Raw genomic sequence first — 24,645 nt, 5'->3', positions numbered from 1 at the left:
TGGTGTCTTTGTGGTGAAAAAGATCCGGACTGAAACCACCAAGACACTAAGACACTAAGAGTACTAGCACCAACTGTATTGCCCATTAACCTGTCAAAATCTTTATGGCAAACTACTAGAATAAGTTCAGGAAATAGGGCAGGAGAGCGAGATGAATACATCTATCCTTGACAAGGTGATTGAACAACTGAAAGTTATGCCCGAAGATTTGCAGTCGCAGGTGCTTGAATTTGCACGTACTTTGGCAGGTACAAAAATTCAAGGTGTTCCAGGTTGTCAACTGATACGTTTTGCGGGTGTTATACCACCAGGCGACATACAATTGATACGCGAAGCAATTGAAAAAGACTGCGAACAGATTGACATCAATGAGTGGTAGATACTTGCTGGATACTAACATTAGTATTGCTCTATTCGCGGATGAGATAGCAGTCAAAAACAGCCTTGCACAAAAAGTGGAGAGTTGCGCAAGTTTCACGAAAGCTGCTGAAACATTTACTCAGCCCCAATTTGGAACCGTAAAGTAAACTAACAATAGAAGTACTTCCAGAAAAAACGTTATTTTCTCTATGTCTACCCTGACAGAAATCGAAGCTGCCATTAAAAAACTACCAGAAGGTGAAATTCGCCAACTTGCTGTATGGCTTCAGACATACCTGGATGAAACATGGGATCGGCAAATAGAAGCGGATTTAGAATCTGGTAAATTGGATCACTTGATTGCTAAAGCAGAGGCTGACATTGCAGCAAATAACCTGAGAGATCTTGATGAAGTCCTTTACGACACCTGATTTTTGGCAAGCTTATGCAGTTTTGTCTCCGGAAATAAAAGAACAAGCTCGAAAAGCATACCAGCTTTGGAAAGAAAACCAATCTCACCCATCCCTCCATTTTCAGAAAGTTGGTAAGAATCTTTGGTCTGCTCTAATTACGGGAGGCTACCGAGCATTGGCACTAAATAAGGGTGACGATTATTACTGGTTCTGGATTGGCTCTCACGATGACTATGATGCTTTACTTAATTAAGGATGCATCACAGTTCGATTGAGGTTGCAGGCGTGCGATCGCCCAGCATCCCAACCTCATGTAGTAAAAACTCGTGTTCGAGCTTGTGAGCGGGATTTAGAAGCATTTCATTAGAGTTAGCTAGACCTAAATCCGCGAATACATTACCGCTACTTGCTTATACTTTGGCGTTGCTGAATCAAGATATGAATTTACAATTCACGGGTATGACCAGACGTAGCATTGCTACGTCTCTACAATGATTTGGCATCAAGCTACAAAAATGTATGCAAACATAATTCATGACCAAATTCAGCAACGCCTATACTTTTATGCGATCGCCCACTATGTTTTCATTTGATGTGCAGGATTGATATAACCATCTCTGCAATATAGATATACCTATATGGCCAGCTGGGGTAAAGACTTATTCATAAATGTTTACAAAGTTTAGTAGAATGACTTTATGAATAAATAAGTATTTTTGCTCAGCATTATGAGAGTAGATCAATTTCCCTGGCTCACCGCGATCGTGGTGCTGCCACTCGTTGCAGCACTGCTCATCCCCGTACTGCCCGATAAAGATGGTAAGCGCCTGCGGTGGTATGCCCTAGGCGTAGGAATCGCGGATTTTGTCTTGATGTGCTATGCCTTTTGGAAGCATTACGATGCGAGTAGCGCTACTTTTCAACTCGCGGAGAAATATGCCTGGATACCTCAGTTAGGTTTTAGCTGGGCAGTTTCAGTCGATGGACTATCAGCCCCGCTCGTGCTTCTAGCAGGATTGGTAACGACACTTTCGATATTTGCAGCTTGGCAAGTTAATATCAAGCCTCGACTGTTCTATTTTCTGATACTGGTGCTTTATTCTGCACAGATAGGGGTGTTCGTAGCCCAAGACTTGCTGCTGTTTTTCATTATGTGGGAGCTAGAATTGGTTCCCGTCTACTTGCTTGTATCCATTTGGGGCGGGCAAAAGCGTCGCTACGCAGCAACTAAATTCTTATTATATACCGCAGCTGCTTCTATATTTATTCTGGTGGCAGGGCTGGCAATGGCTCTCTACGGCGACAACATGACCTTCGATATCGCCGCGCTCAGCATGAAGAACTTCCCCCTAGCGCTAGAACTGCCACTTTATGCAGGATTGCTGATTGCGTTTGGCGTCAAGCTGGCTATTTTCCCTCTGCACACCTGGCTACCTGACGCACATGGTGAGGCTTCTGCTCCCGTGTCGATGATTTTGGCTGGTGTGCTGTTGAAGATGGGCGGATACGGACTAATTCGCCTGAATCTAGAGATGCTCTCGGATGCACACATTTACTTTGCACCGGTTCTAGCCATTCTGGGCGTTGTCAACATTATCTATGGTGCGTTGAACTCCTTTGCCCAATCCAACATGAAGCGTCGCCTAGCATATTCGTCAGTTTCCCACATGGGTTTCGTATTGCTGGGTATTGCGTCTTTTACCGACTTGGGAGTCAGCGGTGCGATGTTGCAAATGATATCGCACGGTTTAATCGCAGCGGTACTGTTCTTCCTCGCAGGCGTAACTTACGATCGCACTCACACGATGGCAATGGACAATATGGGCGGTGTTGGTCAGGCGATGCCCAAAGTGTTTGCCCTGTTTACGGCAGGTGCGATGGCATCGCTGGCTCTCCCCGGTATGAGTGGCTTTGTCAGCGAACTCTCGGTCTTCGTTGGCGTGACGACCAGTGATATCTACAGTTCATCTTTCTGCACCGTGACAGTCTTCTTAGCCGCAGTGGGAGTCATCCTCACGCCGATTTATCTGCTCTCGATGTTGCGACAGGTATTTTACGGTTCTGGTATAGCACCTACGTGTGACATTAACAATGCAGGCTTGGAAAATCAGGAGGATAAGGGAACGGTTTGCTTTGGTACGGACTGTCTCCTGCCTACCGAGGCAGTCTATAGCGATGCCAAACCACGTGAGTTGTTTATTGCTGCCTGTTTTCTGCTGCCGATCGTTGGTATTGGGTTCTATCCCAAGCTGGCTACGCAGATGTATGACGTGAAAACTGTTGCGGTGAATGCTCAGGTTCGCCAATCCTACATTCAAATCGCACAAACGAATCCCCAGATTTATGCTAAGGGATTCTTGGCTCCAACAATTGCAGAGCCTGAAGTAGCGCCCGTTTTGGGAATTGTCAAGTAACCTTGTTGACCTCTATACATTATGTCGAAAATCGAGCGATCGCTTTTTCAGGGGCGATCGCTTTTTGATTTTGCTTATTCGATCGCAACATTTTCCGCGAAGTACTTCCCCCAGTTAGGCTGTCGGCCATCAATATCGGTGAATCCATACTCCTGTGCCAAATCCCACGAACTAAATACCCGACCTGACTTTTGCATAATGTTTGAGTCAGCAGACAGTGCTGCGATCGCCCGTCCAAATCGAAGGGAGAACCGGACTTTTTGCCATGCGATCGCATTGCTCGGGTGCTGCGACCTGTACAATACACAGTTGCCCCAGTTTCACCCAGCATACAAGCAATGCCACGTCCTGCTCCACGAGTTGCACCAGCAACTACAGCAACCTTACCTTTCAGCGATGGCATAGATGTTGCTCCTTGTATTTTTAAACGGCACGCACAACTTTACCTCAAGTAAGTTCTGAGATCCTACTTAGCATTATCACTGCTGGAGGGGCGATCGCGGGCTTCAAACCCTGCGATCGCTGTATGGAGTGTGAAATAAACGTGTTCAGATCCCATCTTCTGTAAAAGCCCCGATTGCTTCAGTTGTCTGTAGAGATCTTGTTTCACACGCGCCATCGCAAAGGTAATGCCTCTAGCAGCTAGTTCGCTTTGCAATTCTGCCAATGTGTCGATCGCAGTAATGTCAACTTCGACGATCGCTTCTGTGTTCAGCACAAACCACTCCACGGGAGTTGCTTCTGCCTCAATCGCCTCTAATACCCGTCGCTTGAAGTTTTCTACATTGGCAAAGCAAAGAGGAGCATCATACCGATAAATCACCAATCCTGGAATAGTTTTAGCTCCCTTCCAGTCTTCAATGTCGTGCAATCCCGGCAACCCTGGCACCTCTCCCAAAACTGCATCGTGCGGTCGCGCCATCCGAGCAAACAAATCTATGACAGATAAGCTCACTGCCACAGCAACGCCAACACCTGTTCTTACGCCTGACGCGCCAGATATGGAAAATACCGTCGGGGTAGGAGTATGTCACTAAAGTCAAGCAAATAATATATTTTTTATGTAAACCAAGTATTTAAGTTTTTATTTTTACCCATAGTTGATTACAGTGATAGCACCTATATTATAATAAACAGGGCAAATACTTATAGCTAATTGACAAGGAAAATCAATTGGCAAGCTTAAGTCATCTCTAGCAGTATTCGTTGTATTGATTTTAAGATCGCTGACGTTTTTTTGCTAGAGTCGCTTCTACCAAATATATTGACGAATCTTGATTTATTCACCCGTAGTGGGAGCTATTATCCACTATTGTTCAACTGCGTCCTAAAGACCAATCATTTCTTCAAGGTAGGCCTAATACAAGATAAATTTTTGAGTGCTTGAGGCAGATCCTTGATTATGAAACGGGCGATCGCATACATAATTTGCGATCGTGCTGACTAAGTGTTTTTGCAGTAAACCTTGAGCTTTTTGAAGTGTAGGAGAAAAATACATGCGTCGTATTGGGATGCTTTTTTTGAGTGTTTTTTCTGTAGTTTTGGGTACAGCTCAATCCTCCTTAGCATTTAGCGTTGCTGTTTTTGGCGACAATTCGATAGACGACTTTGTAAACACTCAATCAGGATTCAGTGCCACACTCGTTACTGATGCCCAATTAGCAACCGCAGGATTCCTAGATGCCTTCGATGCTTTTATTTACACACGCGATGGTGCGTCATTTGGCACTGGTCTTTCTGCTCCTGCTGCTGCCAACGTCAAATCCTTCGTTACCGGAAATGTCGTGCTATTTATGACTGACTTGGCAGACAAAATCGGAGCGGGTGCACCACAAGGAGAAGACCCATTAGCTAACAAAGCACTTTTGAACTCTTTATCTTTTGCAACGAAGAACGGCAAAGGTTTCATAGGAGAATTCAATGGAGCTGGATTTGCCTTAAGTCAAAACACATCAGGTTTTAGCGGTCAGTCATTGGAGCTAGTACCAGGGACATTTACAGGTTTAGGCAACAATATCACACAACCATTTAACATTGTCCAATCCACTCATCCAGTCACCGCAGGACTACCCAACCCTTGGACATCGAGTGGTGGTCAAGATTTCTTAGCCAGTTCTACAGGGGTTCCTTCCGAACTCATCGTTGCAAAAGGCCCAGCAGGGGCAGCAGATCAATTTCCTACAATTGTGGCGAGTCGCAGTGAACCCGTTCCCGAACCCCTAACCATGAGCGGCACAGCCCTTGCTGCTGGTATGGGCTGGCTGATGAAGAGAAAGCTAACACAGTCGCAAAAAGCTAAAGTTTAATATTGCCAATGCAAATATCAAGCTGAATGCCTCAATAAGGGAGAGGGGGAAAGGGGGAGTGGGAGAGTATATAAAACTGGACTCTCCCCATCTCCCCATCCCCCCATCTCTCCTTGTCCTCCTTCCCAATTCGTTTGCTAAAAAGCGATCTCATTTCAAACTTGCCTCTACAAGCAATCGCGCCAGTTCGCAAAATCCTTCCCCTTCCGCAGCAGCTGTCACATAAACAGGCTGATGGTGCAACCTTTGTGCATACTCCAACACGTTCGCTACACCAACAGACATAGGAAAACAACTCTCATCAAATAAACTTTCATCATTAGGACTATCACCAACAGTAACAACTTCCTGTGGGGCGTAGCGGGGAAAGTATTTCTGCAATACCTGCAATAACCCAACTGCCTTATCTTGCCGCAAAGGTTTGATGTGACACTGCACGCTACTGTAAGTAAATCCCCAACCCATTTGCTGACAGAGATTTGCTAGGGTTTGGATCTCATTTGTACTCAATCCGGCAACATCAAAAGTCCAGTCGGTGATCCGAAAGCGATTGTCAGTTGATTCTTGGAGATGGGGAAATTTTCGGCGTAATTGCTCAAAAAATACAGCTAGTTGTTGGCGATGGGTAACGATATCAGCAATGGGCGTTAAGGCTACTGATTTCTCACTATTGTAGTGATAGAATAAACCACCATTTTCGGCGATCGCCCCAACGATCGGTAGGTAACTTGCGATTCCACTTACCCATCCCGCACTCCGTCCAGTCACAATCAGCACCTTTATACCAGCAGTTGCTAAATCTTCAAAAGCTTGCAACAGTTGGCTAGTAAACTTGCCTGCCACAGTCAAAGTCCCATCCATATCTGTAGCAATCAGACGAATATTGCCAAAGCGATCGCCAGCTTGAATCTGAGATAGAGGCAGGAGTTTGGGCATACGAGGGGGTGGGTGTGTAGAGGCAGGGGTAAAGGTTAAAGGGGAAAGGGAAAAGGCATTTATATTCCCTTTCACCCTTACCCTTTGCCCTTTCCCCAATCAAAAATATCACCAATACCGCAAAATGACATCCAGGATTTGGGCATCCTATACATCAGGAGTCAAGTTTTCCATTTGCTCACTATGTCAACTTCAATGTTTATTGCCCAATCGGCTGGGACAAAAACTAAAAAGGTATCTCAACAAGTTCCCGCTAGCGAACCACAAGCACCGCCATTGTTGTTGGTGGCAACAAGTGGAGGATTAGCTTTAGCTGTGATTGCTTTAATTGTCTATGGCAAAATCCAGCTGAATCAGCTACAGAAAAAACTCAAGTTTGAAAAATTTCGGACACGAGAACTAGATAAAAAGTTTAAACTCGCCTTAGACACGATTCGCAAAATGGAAACTAACCCCGACTTGATTAACTCACGGGAATTTAACCTGGATTATCTGCGAATGCGAATGTCAGAGGAAGTTTTTCATTTTGCCATAGTTAATCAAGTTAAAATTAAGGTTAAAGATAAAATTTCTCAAGCACTGCGTCCCAATCAAGCCCAACAAGGAGTAGTGGGAATTGCTAGTAATGCCGGGCGACAGGTAGATGAAATATTCGATGTCGAACATGAGACTGGCAATCCGCCTAACATTACCAAGCGAGTGTTATTTCGCATTCAAATCCGGTTAATGAAGTTACCGACACAGGCGACTTCAGCCACGATTAGCCAGATTATAGATTGTATTGAAACTTACCTTAGTCCCGCAGACGATGAGGATAATTGGCAACCTACGATTCAAGGGCGGATTGCCTATATGCATTGGGATCAAAAAGCTAAGCCTACTCCTCTGTTAGTTCTAGAGCAATCCAATGAAGGTGTGAATGTGACTTTCCGCACTAATCGCCAACCAAACACTCCAAAGTAGCAGAAACCGCGCTGCACAAAAGGAAAAAATCAGGCTTTGGCAAGTAAAGATCGCGCCTCTAGGAAAATAAGGAAGAGTGCGGGAGGCAGAACAGATAGAAATTTTCATCACTTTGTTGTGTGATGAAATTACGTGGGCGTCTACCTATAATATCATGTCTGCTTGAATACTTATATTATCCGCCCGTGTCGGTAATAGGTAATAGGTAATAAATTAGTAATTGGTAATGGGAAGAAAACCATTAAGCCGCATTCACAATCAAGCTTAGAACAGAAAAGTAGTTCGGAGCGTTCCTACATAAATAGTGTCATTGTCGCTATTGTGCTACGGATTCGTAACTACAAAAAAGCCAGGAGTGATGTAAAATCTATCTGTATTTGGTTGCGATAAAAAGCTTTAAAATGTAAAGAAGTGTCCGGATATTTGCGCGTTGGTTGTAGGATTAATTGGGCGATCGCTAACAGTAGCTTTTAACTTTATAAGTAAACAGTTTCTTTTTTCTTGAAGGAACTGTTGTATGTTTCCAAATTGTTCGTAAAATGTTACGCTTATTGACAATGAAGCTACTTTGCTTAAATTTTAAGACAGTTTAATTTTAAGTTTTTTGAAATTTTTGTTCATTGTTTAAGCATATTTGCTACAAGTTAACACAAAATAATCCTTTTGAAGGTATTTCATGTTTTCATTTCCTAAGAATTATTACTATTAGCGATCGCTACATTGATAATGTTGTACCGAAAGCCAATCAACAAGCTGCAAAAATTCATACAAAAACAAAGTTTTTTGCATATAGGGGTTTTTCTGGCAACTCTGTTGGGTATCATATTGTTCAGTTGGGTAGCACTCTCGCAGCGACCAGTTACCCTCAATATGTTAATTACTGCCCCTGATGCCCAACCTTGGAGACAGGGTTTGATTAGAGACTTCGAGGCTAAGAACCCAGGCATTCGCATTAACCTTGTTGAAGGGCCCAATGCCACAAATTTGCTCGAAGACCTGTATACTTCATCTTTTATCTTGGGTGAATCCCCTTATGACCTGGTCAATATGGACGTCATCTGGACACCCAAGTTTGCTGCTGCTGGATGGTTGCTACCCCTAGACGATCGCATTTCCAAAGAGGAGTTGGCAGCATTTTCGCCCAAGGATGTAGAGGGGGGACGCTATCAGGACAAGCTGTACCGCATTCCCATGCGTTCTGACGTGGGAATGCTCTACTACCGGGAAGATTTAATCAAAGAAGCAGGATTGAAACCGCCAGAAACCTTTGAGGACTTGATGCGAATTTCCCAAACCTTGCAGAAGAAAGACGAGGTGAATTGGGGCTATGTTTGGCAGGGACGCCAATATGAAGGACTCGTGGCGATGTTTGTGGAAGTCCTCGATGGCTTTGGTGGCTTCTGGGTTAATCCCGACACGCTCGAAGTAGGACTAGATCGACCAGAAACATTACGAGCCATTGAGTTTCTGCGTAGTACCGTCAGGGAAGGTGTTTCTCCTCCTGGAGTGACGACTTATCAGGAAGAAGACACCCGGCGCTTGTTCCAAAGTGGTCAAGTGGCGTTTTTACGGAGCTGGCCCTATGCATGGCCTTTAGCCCAGGCAAAAGGTTCGCCAATCCAGGGCAAAATTGCGATTAAACCGATGGTTCATGCTCCTGGTCAGACTGGAGCGGCTTGCCTAGGGGGCTGGGGTTTAGGGATTGCTAAAACTTCTAGACATCCCGAAGAGGCTTGGAAAGCAATTCAGTATTTTACCAGTAAAGAGGCACAGCGCCGATTCATTTTGACTGCGGGCTTTGTACCAAGTCGCCGGGATTTGTTTACAGACCCAGAGATTGTTGCCAAATACCCCCACTATCCACAGTTACTGGAGGTCGTGGACAATGCAGTTTTACGTCCGCCGATCGCCCAATACGCTCAGACCTCAGATATTTTGCAGCGTTATCTCAGTGCTGCACTAGCCGGCCGGATGAATCCGGAACGAGCAATGCAAGCTGCTGCTGCTGAAACGCGCCGACTGCTAGGTACTGGGGATTAGGAACTGGAGACTAGGGACTGGGAAGAGGACAAGGGGAGTAATAAACCATCAACTACTAACCACTAACCACTAACCACTAACAAATGACCAATGACTAATGACTAATGACCATTGACTAGTGACTAATGACTAATGACTAATCTACATACCCTCCGAGGTCGGGAACAACGGACAGCCTGGATCTTACTAACACCCGCATTACTGCTGCTGTTGTTTGTATTTGCCTACCCGATTTTACGAGCATTCTGGTTAAGTGTATTTACTAGGAACCTGGGAACGGAGCTACAACCCGTATTCTCTGGTTTGGACAATTATGTGCGGATGGCGGGGGATGGTCGTTTCTGGCAGAGTTTGTGGGCAACGACCGTGTTCACAACAGCATCCGTTGTCTCAGAACTACTGCTAGGATTGGGGATTGCCCTAGTTCTCAATCAGGCGTTTTTTGGACGGGGCGTAGTGCGTACGATCGCCATTTTACCTTGGGCTTTGCCTACTGCTCTGATTGGTCTGGCATGGGCTTGGATTTTTAACGACCAGTTTGGGGTTGTAAACGATATTTTGCGGCGGCTGGGGCTGATTGAGACTGGGATTAACTGGTTAGGAGATCCAACCCTAGCAATGATCGCAGTGATTTTTGCTGATGTTTGGAAAACTACGCCCTTTATCAGTATCCTACTGTTGGCTGGCTTGCAGTCGATACCAAAAGACCTCTATGAAGCCTACTCGGTCGATGGGGCGAACGCTTGGCAAAACTTCCGCAATATTACCCTGCCGCTGCTGTTACCACAAATTCTCATCGCAGTGTTATTTCGGTTTGCTCAAGCTTTCGGGATTTTCGACTTGATTGCTGTGATGACCGGGGGTGGCCCTGGTGGTGCTACAGAAGTGGTGTCATTGTACATCTACTCTACAGTGATGCGCTACTTAGATTTTGGTTATGGAGCAGCCCTCGTAGTGGTGACATTTTTGATCTTGATTGCTGCGGTGGCGATCGCTAGTTTCTTGCTTAACAAATACCGTGCCAGAACAGGAGCCATTTAACCCATGAGTGTAACTCCACAAGCACCTCCGGCGACCCCAAAACGAACAGAGGGAACCAGGTTTTCTTGGAAGAAAATCTTGCTGCCAATAGCAATTGCATTAGTAGTGCTATTCAGCTTAGCGCCAGCCCTATGGCAATTGCTGACCTCGTTTAAAGTGAATGAGGATATTGCCGCCGTTCCTACAGTCTATTTCCCGACGCGATTCACTTTCGATCACTACATTGAGTTATTCACTCGTCGCCCATTTTGGCGCTACATCTTCAACAGTGCCTTTGTATCGATTACTTCTACAGCTTTAGCCTTAGCAATCGGAGCACCCGCTGCCTATGCCCTCGCACGCTTACGCCCTTGGGGCGAACAAGTTATCCTCGCCAGCGTTCTGATCGTGACTTTATTCCCTGGAATTCTGTTATTCCTGGGACTTTTAGAAATTATCCAAGCGCTCAGACTGGGCAACAACTATCTGGCACTGATTATACCCTACACTGCCATCAATTTGCCGCTAACAATTCTAGTACTCAGAAGCTTTTTCCAACAACTGCCAAAAGACTTGGAAGATTCCGCTAGGGTCGATGGCTACAACACCTTTCAACTACTATGGCAAATCGTGTTGCCTATGACCCTTCCCGCCTTGGTGACTACTGGAATTCTCACCTTTATTTTTGCCTGGAACGAGTTTATCTTCGCTCTCACGTTTATGACTCGTGAAGAGTTGAAGACAATTCCCGTTGCTGCTGCTCAGTTGGGTGGTGCCACAGTATATGAAATTCCCTACGGTCCCATCGCCGCTGCTACTGTCGTCGGGACGTTACCCCTGGTTTTACTAGTTTTGTTCTTCCAGCGCAGGATTGTCCAAGGTCTCACCGCTGGTGCTGTCAAAGGATAAAAATAAAAATGGCTAAACTCGAACTCAAAAACTTGAATAAAACCTATACTCCCAAAGTCATCCCTGTCAAAGACGTTAGCTTAACTGTAGATAACGATGAATTTCTCACTTTACTTGGCCCTTCTGGCTGTGGCAAATCCACCGTCCTACGCATGATTGCAGGTCTTGAGGAACCTACTCGCGGTCAGATCAAGATTGGGGGTGTGGATGTCACCCATAAGCGAGCAGCCGATCGCAACATCGCGATGGTATTTCAAAGCTATGCACTCTATCCCCACATGACGGTATACGAAAACCTCGCTTCTGGACTCAAGCTCAAAAAAGTACCATCAGCAGAAATTAAACGGCGAGTGGCAGAAGTGGCAGAAGTTTTAGGATTAGAAGAGTTAATGAACCGCAAGCCCGGCCAGATGTCTGGAGGTCAACGGCAGCGGGTTGCGGTTGGTCGTGCTTTGGTGCGTAATGCCGATGTGTACCTGCTGGATGAACCTTTAAGTAACCTGGATGCACTGCTGCGCGAACGAGTCCGAGCCGATCTCAAGCAAATTTTTGCAGCACAAAAAGTGCCAGTTGTCTACGTCACCCACGACCAAACAGAAGCGATGACGCTATCCACTAAAGTGGCTTTGCTCAACGATGGCTACGTCCAGCAACTTGACCCACCCGAGCGCATCTATAACCATCCGGCTAATCTATTTGTGGCTGGATTTGTTGGTAGTCCCCAAATGAATTTACTGACTTTACCCTGTAAAGGACGATACGCGATCCTAGGTGACTTCCAAGTGCTTCTTCCAGATATACCAACTGTACCACCCGAGATTATCCTGGGAATCCGTCCAGAAGATGTCCGCGTTGCCCAACCAGGTGATAGCCAGACTATCCGAGGGCGAGTGTATCTAGTGGAAAACTTGGGTATGCATTATTTGGTCAGTGTCAGAGTTGAGGGTTCACAAACCGGAGCGATTACGGTACGTGCTTTGTTACCAACAGACCAAAATTGGAGTGGCGAGGATATTACACTGGCATTGCCCCCTGAAGATATTCACTGGTTTGATGTTCAATCTGGCCATGCTCTTGTCAGGAGGTAAATGTTAGGTGTGAGAAGTTAGGGCATATAAGTTAGTTTTTGTTTCTCGCTCCTGGCTCGGAACTTACAAATGCAGTTTGAGACTGACGGACTAGAACACCGTCTTCCATTTCCACAATGCGATCGGCTATGTCTAAAATGCGGTTATCGTGAGTCACCAACAAAATAGAAGTTCCCTGTTCCTTGGCAAGACGCTGCATCAATTCCACAACATCCCGTCCTGATTGTTTGTCTAAAGCTGCTGTGGGTTCGTCTGCTAACACTAGTGCGGGACTATTTACCAAGGCGCGGGCGATCGCTATTCTTTGTTTTTGTCCCCCAGAAAGACTATCTGGGTAATAGTTAATTCGTGGCCCTAAACCAACAGCCCTCAATATTCTTTCTGATTTCGCAATAGCTTCTTGCTGAGAAATATACTTATTCAGTTCTACCGCCATTTGCACATTTTGCCTTGCGGTTAAAAACTCCAATAAGTTGTGAGCTTGAAAAATATAACCAATCTTACGCCGAAGATTAACTAATTTTGTTTGGCTAGCTCTATATAATTCTTCACCTAAAAACCTTAAACTTCCTTCTTGAACAGACCGCAAACCACCGATCAAACTTAATAATGTTGTTTTACCCGATCCTGATGGGCCGGTCATCAGTACAATTTCTCCCGGATAAATCTCGAAGTTAATGTCAAATAAAATCTGTCTCTTCAGCGCACCTTTGCCGTAGTAGTGGTTGAGATGTTGAATGGAAATTACAGGTTCTTTTTTCATGGATGGTGGTTAGTGGTTAGTGGTTAGTGGTTGGTGGTTAGTGGTTAGTGGTTGGTGGTTAGTGGTTGGTGGTTAGTGGTTGGTGGTTAGTGGTTAGTGGTTGGTGGTTAGTGGTTGGTGGTTAGTGGTTAGTGGTTAGTGGTTAGTGGTTAGTGGTTGGTAGTTAGTGGTTAGTGGTTAGTGGTTAGTGGTTGGTGGTTAGTGGTTAGTGGTGATTTCTCTCCATCCCCCCACCTCCCCATCTCCCCCACTCTCCCCTTTTCCCCCTCCCTCAACTACTGGCTATGGCACGCAGGGGTTCTGGTAAATGGCAGCGATCGCCAATCACATGAAAAAAAGGACCGCGATCGGTCCACTCAACAATACTGACTGCGCTTACAGGCATGGCGATCGCTTCGCCACATTGTCTAGACAAGAACACCTTGTTTAACATGTAGATACCTCAATTGGTCGCGTTTCGTGAGTCCCCAGGTTAACGGCGAAAGGAACGCCGTTGTTGGACTGTGTACTGGGTATTGGGTAAAAGGCGCGAAAACTTAACTGGATTCTTTCCCAGTCCGCGATCGCCAGTAAAGAGTACCCAAGGAATGCCCCGGACATAATTTTTCGCCTTGATTACCCAATCCCCAATCCCTAATCCCCAGTCCCTTTTATTCTTGCAGGAAGACGCTAGTGTATCTATAAGCATTACTCTTTGGCTGACCGATGGTAGTTTAGCGACGTAGAGCAGATTCTATAACTCGTAGATTAAGTATTACACTACCTGTTGTTTAATTTTTCAGTTTTTATGGCTACTTGCAACGGCAGATAAGCTAGTTAAGCTAGCCAGATAAGCCAGTTAATTTAAATAGTCTGTGAGAGTAAGTACTCCCACTAAGTATTCTGATAAATAATTTATTACATCAGTTTTCATACTTAAGACAGATGAAATCTATCGTCAAGTTGATTATTGTCGTCTTTTGAAGGTAGTGTTGCAAAAATACAGTTTCCCATACCCTTGTCTGTATTATTGACTAATCGCCAGTCAGTCATCTCAAATAATATTTTGAAGTCCATTAACTTATCAAATATAAGGGAACTCCAAAAAATAAATTATCCAACTCTTGCATCCAATACAACTTCTTCCTCCTTGTCTTCTTTGTCCTTCAAGTCTTGCGAGCGATTGGATATTTTTTATTTGGAAGCCTCTAATTTGAATCATCCCTAGATTCAAATCAGGTGACACGACAATAAAGAATAATTATTAATTACAAAACTTATGAATGCGATCCAAAAAGGACAAATTCAGGGAATATAAAAAAGTAACATTCCCAATACAGTCACGTTGATTGCCCAAATTTTTGGAGTGGTCGCATAAATAAATCCGATCCAAAGTGATCTTGTCGTCCTCAAAACTTTTTGCAACACAACCATAGGAAATGCCTCGGAGGGGAAGCAGTAGCATGAATATCTATCTTGCAAAGCTTATACAGGTATCTCAAATGAGTGCCACAATTGGTGAAGGAAAAGTTAAGAGAACAAAAATTGCTAGTTTTGTTTTAGCACTTAGCTTATTATCTGGCTTTTTATCAGCCTGCAATCAAGCCCCAAGTAGGACTGGTAGTACTGATAATTTTTCTAATAAATCTGCAAATACTCCCAGTACCACAACTACACCCAACCAGTCTGTAACTATTCCTGACTCCAAAATTACATCTGCTGAACCTCTAGCTACTCCCAACAACACAAACCCATTAGATAACTTTGACTTTCCGGATATGCCCGACGACGCCAATGTCGATAGTCAGAGTATCCCTAATACATCTTCCAACCCTGTGGGTAGTATGCCTAGATTTGGTGGTGCTACGATCCCCAACAGGAACTTGATTACTCCTAATACTGGGAGCATACCAAACACACCTGGTAGATCCTTCAGCGTGCCCAGCAACACGCCCACAACTAGTCAGAATTACACAACTTCGGGCAGTCAAAATATCCCTAGCGCACCTTCTGACACTGTTGGTGGTAAGACTGAGTATGATATTGCCACGATTCCTAAAAGGAATTCTATTACTGAGAGTACTCCAAGCATACCAACCACATCTGATAGACCTTTCTCTACACCCAGCAGCACGGACACAACCAGCCAGGCATACACCAGTTCGAGCAGTCAGAATACCCCTGGTGCACCTTCTAGTGCTGTTGACAGCATGAGCGAGTATGGCAGCGCTACTCCCAGTACTCCGAGTACTGCAAGCACACCAACCACATCTGATAGACCTTTCTCTACACCCACTAGCACGGCCACAACCAGCCAGACCTACACCAATTCGAGCAGTCAGAGTAACCCTAGCACACCTTCGAGTAATGTTAGCAGAACTACCTGGTATGATAGTGCCGCCATTCCCAGTACACCTACTTCTAGACCTACTACTAGTAGTCAGCTAACTACACCTGCTAGACCCTTCAGGACGCCCAGCGGTACGGTCAAAAACGACCAGATTGAAACCAATTCGAGTAATCAGAGTAACCCTAACGCACCTTATAGTACTGTTGACAGGATGACAAGGTATGATAATAGCGCCGCGATTCCTAACAGGTCTTCTACTACGGGCAACCAGTCAACCACACCTAGCAGATCCTTAAACAGACCCAGTACTACAACCACACCCTCTAGATTACCTGCTTCTGGTGTCAAACCTGTTGAACGTACCTCAATTGCCGCTACTTCACCCTCAATCCAAGAAGTTAATTACTCAAAACGATCTACCTTAGCACAGTCAATTGATGATGCTAATGCCGTTGTTCGTGGGTTAGTGGTAGCAAGGCATGAAGGTCAGATCAAACCCTACAGTAGAACGTGGAGAAAAGCTCAAGACGCAATCATTTTGTTGCGTCAAGGTAAAACCAGGCAAGTAGCCGCCTCAAGAGCAAAGGTTCCCATGCCTGTACTGATGCAATTAATTGAATGGGGTCAAATTCGACCAACAATATCCTCGTCTTCTACTTTACCTGCTTCTGGTGTCGAACCTGTTGAACGCGCCTCAATTGCCGCTACTTCACCCTCAATCCAAGAAGTTAATTACTCAGAACAATCACTTGTAGAACAGTCAATTGATGATGCTAATGCTGTTGCCCGTGGGTTAGTGGTAGCAAGGCATGAAGGTCAGATCAAACCCTACAGTAGAACGTGGAGAAAAGCTCAAGACGCAATCATTTTGTTGCGTCAAGGTAAAACCAGACAAATAGCCGCCTCAAGAGCAAAGGTTCCCATGCCTGTACTGATGCAATTAATTGAGTGGGGTCAAAATCAACCAATTCCAGGAAACATCTCTAATTTGCAACAATATCAGCAATAGAGTGGACTATTGAGATCGAACGCAAGAAGTGATTAGTTAGCCTTCGAGAAAGTCGATTTATACTCGATTTTCTCCGTTTCTCTAACCTGCGATCGCTGACTATCCTAGTGATCTGCCAACCCAAAAATGCGCTTGTGAGGGCTGGGAAAGGGGTGCATCTTTTAGGGAAAGGAATTAAAAACCTTTCACGCCAGTCGCTACAACGCGTGGAAAAGCAACGCGCTGGCTCCCCTTTTCCCCTTTCCCTTTACCCCGCCAAGTTCCCGGGCGCGAACTACTAGCTAAGAAAAAGGCATATTGGAAAGTTTTGTTGGTGGGCGTTTGGCTATGTGAAACAAGCCATTGCAAATGGCTGTAATGCCAAGCAGAACCGCTACAAACAGAAACGTCCAGTGCATAGCAAATACGAATGCTTGGGGCGGAAGAGATGCAGGTGGTGTTGTACGGGGTAGGTTCGCGCTACTGAAAACAAATGTTGCAAATAGAGCCGATGCCAGCACTGTTCCGAGTGTTTGCCCGACCATTGATGATTCGTTTAACAACCCCGAAACAATGCTGACTCGATTTGGGGGAGTGTTGCTCATGATATCGGTATTGTTGGGCATTCGCCACATTGCCAATCCTATGCCCAGCACCATATCCCTGAAAACGTAACCCAAGGGTGTTAACTGGGTAGTAAAGGTGCTAGCCAGTAAGCATCCAAACGTCAATAACATTAGGCCAATAGGAATGAGAAAACGGCTACCAAACTTATCAACTAAACGTCCTGATATGGGTGCAATGATGGCATTAGTGATGGGATAGGTAATCATCAGCAGTCCCACCTGGTCGATTGGATACTTCAGTGCCAATTCGAGGAAGAACGGATAAATAAACAGCCGAAATGCGATCGCAATGTAAATCACCACCATTGTCAACAAATTAATAGTTAGGATGGGGTTACGAAACAAAGATAGATCTACTATTGGCTGTCTGCTGCGAGACTCAACCCATACAAAAATAATTAAACTGATAACAGCAATGGCAAACAGAATCAGAGCGATCGCACTATCAAACCGCTGTTTTTGCCCTTCGCTCATGCCAAACGAAAAGCTAACCATTACTACCACCAGAAGAATAGATCCCAGCCCATCAAAATATTGTGAGGTGTCACGCTGAAACTGGGAAGGTGGAACACACCAAGTGAATAAAAAAATAGCAATAATTCCAATCGGGATATTAATCAGGAAAATAGCCCGCCAATCTCCTAGTGCTACCAAGAAGCCACCAACACTTGCACCAAACACAGACCCTAGAGAAAGCGTCATCGCAGCAAGGCTGAGTGCCAGTCCATATTGCGGACTAGTGCCAAATAGTTCTGTAATCATAGCCATTCCCAAGCCAGCGATCAACACAGCACCAAGTCCTTGCAGCACTCGAAAGCCAATCAACCAGACAATTCCAGGAGCCAACCCACACAGCAATGAGCTAGCAGTAAACAAGATCAAACCGCTTTGGAATAATTTCTGCCTGCCAAACATATTACCCAAACGAGCGGCGCTTAACATTAAAGCAGTAAGAACGATTAAATAGCTAACAATTACCCATTGAGCAGTAGCAAGATCAGTGTGAAAGGCATTAGTAATACTAGGCAGAGCGATATTGACGATAGAGTTATCGAGCGTAAACATCGTGAAGCCCAAACCCACACTCAACAGTGCCCACCATTTTTGAGATGGCGATCGCCCAGATGAAGAAAAATTTTGGGGTACTGATTCGCTGTTCATACCTTGGTTTTGCTGCAAAAGCTCATGCCAAGATTTTAGTCAAACAGGAAGCAGCGATCGCACAAGTGCCCCAATATATCTTCCAGCAGTGACAACAGCCCCAGGCAGCAGCCCACCACCCTCGTTACGAGGTTGAACTTGGTAATTCAAAAGCTAGCCGACCAAGTTACAGGTCAAAAATTTGCAATAATTGAGCTGGCTTGTTCACCCATCTACCATGACTGAGACCGCCCTCGACAGATTTTGGGAACTTATATTCGGGGCGATCGCCCTCAACCCCAAAGCGTTTGAATTGATTCAAACCCTGCCCCAAAGTAATAGGGTAGCTTTGTATACATTGCTGCTGGCAGGCTTTTCTCAGGCTATAGGTCAGGCTATTGTGTTGTTTGTCAACCGAGTCAAACCAATTCGCTTTATCCTGAGCTTGTTGATTGCCTCTGTATTATTTGCATTTAGCATTGGGTTTTGGGGCTTGAGTACATGGTTGGTGAGCCGCATACTATTCGATGACAGTGTCTCTTTTAGCAGCGTGTGGGCTGCTATGGGGCTTGCTTATGCGCCATTAATATTTAGTTTTTTTATAGCTTTACCTTATTTGGGTGTGCCAATTCAGGTATTGCTCTCGATTTGGACACTGTTGGCATTTGTGATTGGCTTGCGTGTTGCTCTTGATTTGAGTGCGTGGCAAGCGTTTTGGTGCGTGGCTTTGGGGTGGGTAATATTTCAAATTTTAGAGCGTACCATTGGACGACCAATAGCGGCGATCGGCAAATGGCTATCCAACAAGGCGGCTGGGACGCAACTAGTAACAGATATGCGAGGGCTAGAACAACTTCTGCAAACTGGCCCGCAAATTTCCCCCGGCATTTATCGAACTGGCAATAAAGCTGGCAATAACACAGACAAGGGGTGAGTATGATGTGGAAGCGAGTCGCCAAATTTTTGGGTATTTTTTTGATAGCCCTGCTTTTAACTCTACTGTTCCCACCTCTCCGCTATATGTGGATAGTTTCGTACAAAGCTTTGAGTAGTGCGTTTAGTTTGACATTGGATTTGGCACAGATTACTTTGATTGCCATCCTCTTTGTCGGACTTACAGTTCCTTTGGAAGCTTTGGGTTGGTGGGCGGGGTGGTATGGCGATCAAATCGACACCACACTCAACCCAGGTACGCTAGCAGAACCAATCTCACCACAAACAAATGTTGTTCGTTATGTAATTTACCTGGATGGTATCGGTCAGGCTTCATCTCGGTACTTTCCCGATGGTGAAGAGTTTCTCAGCCAATTGGCAGCAGCTTTACCAAATAACATCGTAATTATCAGAGGGCTAATTCCCTACTCTGTCCTGAATCGACCCCTCACGGAAGACCGGATGCTGTCGCTTTTTTGGCGTACAGCCGAGCGATTGAGTATGTCTGAACAGCCTGGAATCCTCGGTGCTTTGCTTGCTGTGGCAATTAACATTCGTAACATGTTTGTTGTTACGGTTTCCGCCGATCAACGCTACGGCCCGATTTATAACCAGGGGATGGCGCAGGTAATGTACAACAGTCTGGTTAACTATGGCTATAAACCTGGTAGTGGTGTACCAATTACACTGATTGGTTTTAGTGGTGGTGGCCAGATAGCAATGGGAGCACTCTCGCATCTGAAGCAGGCACTGGCAGCACCAATTGAGGTAATTTCTTTAGCTGGTGTTATCAGTGGAAATACTAATGCTTTGATGGTAGAACACCTCTACCATTTTGTCGGTGAGAAAGACACCGTCGAGTGCCTAGGGCCGATTTTTTTTCCCAAGCGCTGGAAGATCTTCTTTTTGTCCTACTGGAATCGCGCCAAACGCATGGGCAAAATTAGTTTCGCTTCACTTGGGCCTGTTGGTCATAGCGGCCCTGGGGGTGTCTTCGACCTGAAAAAATTATTACCTGATGGTCGCACCCATCTCCAACAGACACTAGAATTAGTCACAAAAATTTTACTAGGGGAATATCACAGCGAGCAAGAAACTGTCAAAGTCAAGCCCAGCAATTACGACCGATATCTGCAAGCAGCGTTTAATCAGCCAGACTACTATCCCTTAACTCCAATGGCACGAGTTTTAACTCAGACAGTACAAACAGACCTTTATCAACCTATCGCTACTTGGATGGGACGGTTGATTTTACCGCCGAAGGAACAACGGCAGTCTGGAGTTTGGTTGGAAATATATCACGCTACTGATAAATATCAATATTTGGTGGGACAGGTGGTAAATTTGCAATGGATTGACAGTCCCATAACCAAAATATCGGTGCAAGCGATTACCAAAGATGTTCACTTTAGTGAAGAAGCAAAATATAGCTACAAACAGGGATTGATTCTTCCAGTCCGCTTGAATCATTGGCGACAGGTAACACCATTAGAATCTTTGGCAGGTTCAAGACCCAATGATGATGTCATTGTAATGTTACGCGAACCAGTGGAGGTGAAGGATTCCACTTTGTACATCACCAGCGAACCTGTTCAAATTACTGGGCGTTTTTATGGGTTGGTGAAGTTTTTACAACTGGCCACCGTCGGCGGCGAACATTTCCGAGTAGTTCATTTTAATCGCGCTTCCGGTCAGTTTGACGGAGTTGAGGAGATTGTGCGAATGCCCAAGGTACTTCCTTACGAGCAGGAAATTTTCCCCTCAACTAACTACGATATTGAAAAGTCTCCCCTAAATGTAACAGGGTGGTACATTTATGGTGCTAGAGATGCTGCTGGGATGTTTGTAGTCCAGGCAATCACTCCTCGTGTTTTGTTGCAAGTACAACCACAACGGATAATCAATGGTAGAAAGGCAGCGCTTGACTACGTTAAAAAAGAATGCTGGCAGGATATTGTCGCTCGCAAAGGACTGATTGAATCTGTTCTTTTGAATACAAAAACTTTAGATATCGACCAGGCAATTTCTGAATGGCGTGAGGGCGATCGCGCTTTGGTTGTCCATGTCTATGGCGGGATTGGCGGCAAAAAACGCGAAGCAGCAGCTAGTAGTTCCATCTACTTTGGTCATTTTGCCTATGGGGTGGCGCAGGTAGTGCGGGAACCTTTAACAGATGAGTTGTGCTTTGATATAGACTATCACCAGGTTTACACTCACAATAGCGATGGACTGATTGCTGGAACATTGCATTGGTCGCGTTATATGGGCGATCGCCAATTTGGCTGGATTGGGATTCGTCCCACTACCAACATTTTGATCAAATTTGCTCCTTTCACCGAAGACTACGATTTTAATGGTGTCAAGCGATCGGCATTGCAGACACTCATTCGTGAATTGGAAATCATGACAGCGCGTTACCGGATTGGTGACGGCACGGGTGTAACTTACGTCGGGCCTGCAAATAACTGTTCCCAAGATTCTAACCAAGCATTATACGCAGCAATTAAAACTATCCTGTTTGCGATTAAATCTAATAATTCTGAGTATCAAGACTGGTTGAAGCACAATCTCGATCAAGTCAGTCGGCTGCAAAAGTTGGAGAAGTTAGGAGAATCTCTGCGGAGGGAACTATTACCCTTCGGTGTCGCACGGGCTGACTGGCAAAACTCTACTGAAAATCTGGGCAGTTCTCTAGAAGACAGTCCTCTTAAACAACTGTTCACCGGTTTACTAAGTTGGCGAACAATGTTACCTCGCAAAGCCAGCGATACTGTTACCGAAATATTTCTGAAGCAGGGGGCTTCTGTATGGATACTTGCCACCAGTCAAGTAGGTGGCTGCGACCCAGATATTGCAGCGATCGCTCCTATCTCTTTTTAACATCTACTAAATAACCTATGCATAATCTACACTTGACCCACATCCTCTCATGCACCTAGCGCCAATCGTATCGCTAGCGAGTTTCGCATAGTTGGTTGGATTGGATTCTTTCTCCAGTTAGCGCTGGGCTTGATTCCGATATTTATTGCCGTACCTGTTCTATTTTTTGGTGATTCTCAGCGGCGCATGGCAAACAGATACAGTATGGGTACGTTTTTTGCCTATGCTTGTTTGTTTGTTTTGCTATTCACAATTTATTGGTGTTTTCGCTATACACGATTGTCTAAAAAAATAGATGACCCCTATCTCCGCAGAATTGGTGGGCGTAATTGTTGCTCTTTGGCTGTTGTATCGAATTATGCCCCGTATCTCTTACGAGTAAATGGAGGAATGGAAGATGGGGAGGTGGGGAGATGGGGAGAGATGTAGAGACGCGCCATGGCGCGTCTGGGAGATAGGGAGAATTAAGAATTTAGAATATTCCTTCTGCTTTCTGGCTTTAAGTTTAGATGAACATCAATAACTATGGCAAATTCAATTGTCGGCAACTTTTACTGCATTACAAACAGCAACCGAAACAAACTCAGGTTAATATCCTGACTTGCCTGGAAACATGGATACGGGAGGAACCAGCGATAGGTAAACTGTACGGTTTGTTTTGCGATTTAGTCCATCCTAATCTAGGTAGTACTTTGATGGTTACTAGAATCTACGATCAAAAAATCGTAGTTGGGGGATCTAGTGGTACATCGTTTGGTAACGACAGGTCAGCATACGCAACGGCGCATACTTCGGAACCGTTGCTGAATTTGGCACCATTCCAGTTGTTGGGGTTGCCAATAATACTAGTAGTGGTAGCTGTCTGCTGTTGAGGTACTCCTGGCATTTGAACGGTAAATTTTCCGCCCTTGGAGGAGAATGATTGCCAATTGCTTTGCGCTACTGAGAAAGCGTGAGCAAAAGTATTTTGTATTCTCCTTTCAATTGCATAAAGCGGTAGTGCAAAACCCCAGGTTGTCATCAAGGCAGATACTGCAATTGATTTAAACCTCATACGTTTAGTTATGAAATTTTGTGGTGAATGTAATTACTACTGACTTAGATTCTGAGAGAATTTATAGAACAAGATTAGTTGAAGCTATGGTTTAGAATACCACGGATAATGTAGTTATCATTATCAAAATATAAAAATATAAATACTTTTGCCTGATTTTCTTAACTGACCGACAAAACAGGCTTAACTGACTTATTTGTCTTGCACTCAAACACTGACTTTACATTTACTTAACATGAGAAAAATATTGTTGCAATCTATACACTCTAATCCCAGATGAGCAGTTTAACTGGCTATCTGGTATGAAATTGAGCAATAAAGTATAAAATTATAGGATTGTTATTTGAGTAAGGTAAATTTAACTAGATAGAACAATTTTTAGAAAGATAATCATTACTTCGGTTTTTTCTCTGTGTTCACCCGAATGTTTTTTGCAACTGCATTGATAGAAGAACAACTGAAGGCATTGCCAATTTTTGGGGCATTGCTAAAGCGGAATCTAGAATCTAACTCAAGTTATTTTTTGTTACCGTAGGAGGTCATGGTGATAAAGTTTTCACGATTCAAATCTTTGTTCGTTTTTGGAGTCAGCCTTTGCTTGGTGCTGGTTTGCGGACTTGCATTTGGGCAAGCACATGCGTCAGGCAAATTGCTACGAACACAAGTTCATATAGAGGGTAACGAGATTACTGGCACTCTCATTCTGACCCAGCGAGAGAATAGCCCGGTAAGAATTCGGGGGGCAATTCAAGGTAATCCGGCAATTCTGACTCCTGGTTTGCACGGATTCCACATTCATTCTGTGGGTGTGTGCGATCCTAATGCTCAACCTCCTTTTAGTACGGCTGGTGGTCACTTTGACCCCGGTCCTTTTAGTTCTGAAACTCCTGTTGAGGTGAACCATCCGTACCATCTGGGTGAATTGCCGAACCTGGTAGTAGATGAACAGGGACGTGCAACATACTATGCAATAACCAGTCGAGTTACACTGAGTGATAGTCCCGTCAGCGTGTTTGATGAGAATGGTAGTGCAATTATCATTCACAAGTTACCAGACCTACAAAAAGCGGGCGGAACAGCGGCAGATGCAGGCGGGCCACGGATAGGCTGTGGGGTCATCTCTTATAAGGATGAATCTCAGGAGTCAGACAATGATGAAGGGTAAATGCGATCGCGATCGCCTCTAGGTACTACTGGAAGTGCCAGTCATCCTTTCTGCATTGGTGGAGTCATGTTTGGGTTTTGGAACGAAGACTGCACGCAAGAGGTAGTTCACCAGCACCCCGATCGCAATAACCGTTTTGTTTGACCGAGATAAATAAATCAACCTTAGAAAACATAAAATAAACGGCGTTGCTGAATCAAGATATGAATTTACAATTCACGGGTATGACCAGACGTAGCATTGCTACGTCTCTACAATGATTTGGCATCGAGCTACAAAAATGTATGCAAACATAATTCATGACCAAATTCAGCAACG

Annotated in this window: 24 protein-coding genes and 2 pseudogenes; 16 read left to right on the top strand and 10 right to left on the bottom strand. The window is 44.8% G+C overall.

Annotated elements, in window-relative coordinates; genetic code table 11:
* Positions 1-151 precede the first annotated feature (151 nt).
* From HXY43_RS00505 to HXY43_RS00490, 4 genes are all read left to right on the top strand, one after another.
* Positions 152-379 (top strand): hypothetical protein, encoded by a 228-nt coding sequence (locus tag HXY43_RS00505; RefSeq protein ID WP_290878692.1) that lies wholly within the window; start codon positions 152-154, stop codon positions 377-379.
* A 190-nt stretch (positions 380-569) separates the two neighbouring features.
* On the top strand, positions 570-791 hold the full coding sequence (locus HXY43_RS00500; protein WP_290878690.1) for a hypothetical protein: 222 nt from the start codon (positions 570-572) through the stop codon (positions 789-791).
* Positions 769-1,026, top strand: coding sequence for a hypothetical protein (locus tag HXY43_RS00495; RefSeq protein ID WP_290878688.1), 258 nt, complete (start codon positions 769-771; stop codon positions 1,024-1,026). The genes HXY43_RS00500 and HXY43_RS00495 overlap by 23 nt, the downstream gene beginning before the upstream one ends.
* A gap of 475 nt (positions 1,027-1,501) precedes the next feature.
* Positions 1,502-3,187 (top strand): NAD(P)H-quinone oxidoreductase subunit 4, encoded by a 1,686-nt coding sequence (locus HXY43_RS00490; protein ID WP_290878686.1) that lies wholly within the window; start codon positions 1,502-1,504, stop codon positions 3,185-3,187.
* A gap of 286 nt (positions 3,188-3,473) precedes the next feature.
* Here HXY43_RS00490 and HXY43_RS00485 read toward each other — a convergent pair.
* From HXY43_RS00485 to HXY43_RS00475, 3 genes and pseudogenes are all read right to left on the bottom strand, one after another.
* Positions 3,474-3,590: pseudogene (locus HXY43_RS00485) on the bottom strand (short-chain dehydrogenase); the annotation flags it as partial.
* 63 nt (positions 3,591-3,653) lie between these two features.
* On the bottom strand, positions 3,654-4,109 hold the full coding sequence (locus HXY43_RS00480) for an STAS domain-containing protein (protein ID WP_290878684.1): 456 nt from the start codon (positions 4,107-4,109) through the stop codon (positions 3,654-3,656).
* A 435-nt stretch (positions 4,110-4,544) separates the two neighbouring features.
* On the bottom strand, positions 4,545-4,685 hold the full coding sequence (locus HXY43_RS00475) for a hypothetical protein (RefSeq protein WP_290878682.1): 141 nt from the start codon (positions 4,683-4,685) through the stop codon (positions 4,545-4,547).
* On the opposite strand from HXY43_RS00475, the gene HXY43_RS00470 reads away from it, so the two are divergent.
* On the top strand, positions 4,684-5,493 hold the full coding sequence (locus tag HXY43_RS00470; protein ID WP_026735361.1) for a PEP-CTERM sorting domain-containing protein: 810 nt from the start codon (positions 4,684-4,686) through the stop codon (positions 5,491-5,493). The two genes, HXY43_RS00475 and HXY43_RS00470, sit on opposite strands and share 2 nt — an antisense overlap.
* A gap of 150 nt (positions 5,494-5,643) precedes the next feature.
* On the opposite strand, the gene HXY43_RS00465 is transcribed toward HXY43_RS00470, so the two are convergent.
* Positions 5,644-6,429 carry an HAD family hydrolase gene (locus HXY43_RS00465; RefSeq protein WP_290878679.1) on the bottom strand — a complete coding sequence of 262 codons (786 nt, stop codon included), beginning with the start codon at positions 6,427-6,429 and terminating at the stop codon, positions 5,644-5,646.
* Between the two features lie 183 nt (positions 6,430-6,612).
* On the opposite strand from HXY43_RS00465, the gene HXY43_RS00460 reads away from it, so the two are divergent.
* Entirely contained in the window at positions 6,613-7,392 is a 780-nt protein-coding gene (locus tag HXY43_RS00460; RefSeq protein ID WP_290878677.1) for a hypothetical protein, read from the top strand.
* Between the two features lie 264 nt (positions 7,393-7,656).
* On the opposite strand, the pseudogene HXY43_RS26910 reads toward HXY43_RS00460, so the two are convergent.
* A pseudogene (locus HXY43_RS26910) lies at positions 7,657-7,820 on the bottom strand (carbohydrate porin); the annotation flags it as partial.
* Positions 7,821-8,118: 298 nt separating this feature from the next.
* On the opposite strand from HXY43_RS26910, the gene HXY43_RS00450 reads away from it, so the two are divergent.
* The 4 genes from HXY43_RS00450 (at position 8,119) to HXY43_RS00435 (ending at position 12,449) form a co-directional block, all read left to right on the top strand.
* Complete coding sequence (locus HXY43_RS00450; RefSeq protein WP_290878674.1) at positions 8,119-9,432, top strand: ABC transporter substrate-binding protein; 1,314 nt, start codon at positions 8,119-8,121, stop codon at positions 9,430-9,432.
* Positions 9,433-9,564: 132 nt separating this feature from the next.
* On the top strand, positions 9,565-10,473 hold the full coding sequence (locus tag HXY43_RS00445; RefSeq protein ID WP_290878671.1) for a carbohydrate ABC transporter permease: 909 nt from the start codon (positions 9,565-9,567) through the stop codon (positions 10,471-10,473).
* 3 nt (positions 10,474-10,476) lie between these two features.
* A complete protein-coding gene (locus HXY43_RS00440; RefSeq protein ID WP_290878668.1) occupies positions 10,477-11,361 on the top strand; it encodes a carbohydrate ABC transporter permease in 885 nt (294 codons plus the stop codon).
* Positions 11,362-11,369: 8 nt separating this feature from the next.
* On the top strand, positions 11,370-12,449 hold the full coding sequence (locus HXY43_RS00435) for an ABC transporter ATP-binding protein (RefSeq protein ID WP_290878665.1): 1,080 nt from the start codon (positions 11,370-11,372) through the stop codon (positions 12,447-12,449).
* Between the two features lie 31 nt (positions 12,450-12,480).
* Here HXY43_RS00435 and HXY43_RS00430 read toward each other — a convergent pair whose 3' ends face one another.
* From HXY43_RS00430 to HXY43_RS00420, 3 genes are all read right to left on the bottom strand, one after another.
* On the bottom strand, positions 12,481-13,212 hold the full coding sequence (locus HXY43_RS00430; RefSeq protein ID WP_290878662.1) for a DevA family ABC transporter ATP-binding protein: 732 nt from the start codon (positions 13,210-13,212) through the stop codon (positions 12,481-12,483).
* Between the two features lie 271 nt (positions 13,213-13,483).
* Complete coding sequence (locus HXY43_RS00425; protein WP_290878659.1) at positions 13,484-13,645, bottom strand: hypothetical protein; 162 nt, start codon at positions 13,643-13,645, stop codon at positions 13,484-13,486.
* A 39-nt stretch (positions 13,646-13,684) separates the two neighbouring features.
* Complete coding sequence (locus HXY43_RS00420) at positions 13,685-13,900, bottom strand: hypothetical protein (protein ID WP_290878657.1); 216 nt, start codon at positions 13,898-13,900, stop codon at positions 13,685-13,687.
* 754 nt (positions 13,901-14,654) lie between these two features.
* On the opposite strand from HXY43_RS00420, the gene HXY43_RS00415 reads away from it, so the two are divergent.
* Positions 14,655-16,550 carry a hypothetical protein gene (locus HXY43_RS00415; protein ID WP_290878654.1) on the top strand — a complete coding sequence of 632 codons (1,896 nt, stop codon included), beginning with the start codon at positions 14,655-14,657 and terminating at the stop codon, positions 16,548-16,550.
* 281 nt (positions 16,551-16,831) lie between these two features.
* On the opposite strand, the gene HXY43_RS00410 is transcribed toward HXY43_RS00415, so the two are convergent.
* Positions 16,832-18,316 (bottom strand): MFS transporter, encoded by a 1,485-nt coding sequence (locus HXY43_RS00410; protein ID WP_290878651.1) that lies wholly within the window; start codon positions 18,314-18,316, stop codon positions 16,832-16,834.
* A gap of 217 nt (positions 18,317-18,533) precedes the next feature.
* On the opposite strand from HXY43_RS00410, the gene HXY43_RS00405 reads away from it, so the two are divergent.
* From HXY43_RS00405 to HXY43_RS00395, 3 genes are all read left to right on the top strand, one after another.
* Positions 18,534-19,229, top strand: coding sequence for a YIP1 family protein (locus HXY43_RS00405; RefSeq protein WP_290878649.1), 696 nt, complete (start codon positions 18,534-18,536; stop codon positions 19,227-19,229).
* A gap of 2 nt (positions 19,230-19,231) precedes the next feature.
* The gene (locus HXY43_RS00400) at positions 19,232-22,108 is read left to right on the top strand and encodes a CAAX protease (RefSeq protein ID WP_290878646.1); all 2,877 of its coding nucleotides are present in this window, start codon (positions 19,232-19,234) and stop codon (positions 22,106-22,108) included.
* Positions 22,109-22,177: 69 nt separating this feature from the next.
* Positions 22,178-22,537 (top strand): DUF3611 family protein, encoded by a 360-nt coding sequence (locus tag HXY43_RS00395; protein ID WP_367161440.1) that lies wholly within the window; start codon positions 22,178-22,180, stop codon positions 22,535-22,537.
* 286 nt (positions 22,538-22,823) lie between these two features.
* On the opposite strand, the gene HXY43_RS00390 is transcribed toward HXY43_RS00395, so the two are convergent.
* On the bottom strand, positions 22,824-23,162 hold the full coding sequence (locus tag HXY43_RS00390; protein ID WP_290878643.1) for a hypothetical protein: 339 nt from the start codon (positions 23,160-23,162) through the stop codon (positions 22,824-22,826).
* 541 nt (positions 23,163-23,703) lie between these two features.
* On the opposite strand from HXY43_RS00390, the gene HXY43_RS00385 reads away from it, so the two are divergent.
* On the top strand, positions 23,704-24,327 hold the full coding sequence (locus HXY43_RS00385) for a superoxide dismutase family protein (RefSeq protein WP_026735121.1): 624 nt from the start codon (positions 23,704-23,706) through the stop codon (positions 24,325-24,327).
* Entirely contained in the window at positions 24,328-24,471 is a 144-nt protein-coding gene (locus tag HXY43_RS00380; RefSeq protein WP_290878635.1) for a hypothetical protein, read from the top strand.
* The last annotated feature ends 174 nt before the right edge of the window (positions 24,472-24,645 follow it).

It is taken from the genome of Fischerella sp. (genome assembly GCF_013388695.1).
GTDB lineage: Bacteria > Cyanobacteriota > Cyanobacteriia > Cyanobacteriales > Nostocaceae > PCC9605.
The sequence above is the reverse complement of the archived record's forward strand: the minus strand, read 5'-3'. Positions and strand labels throughout refer to the sequence as shown.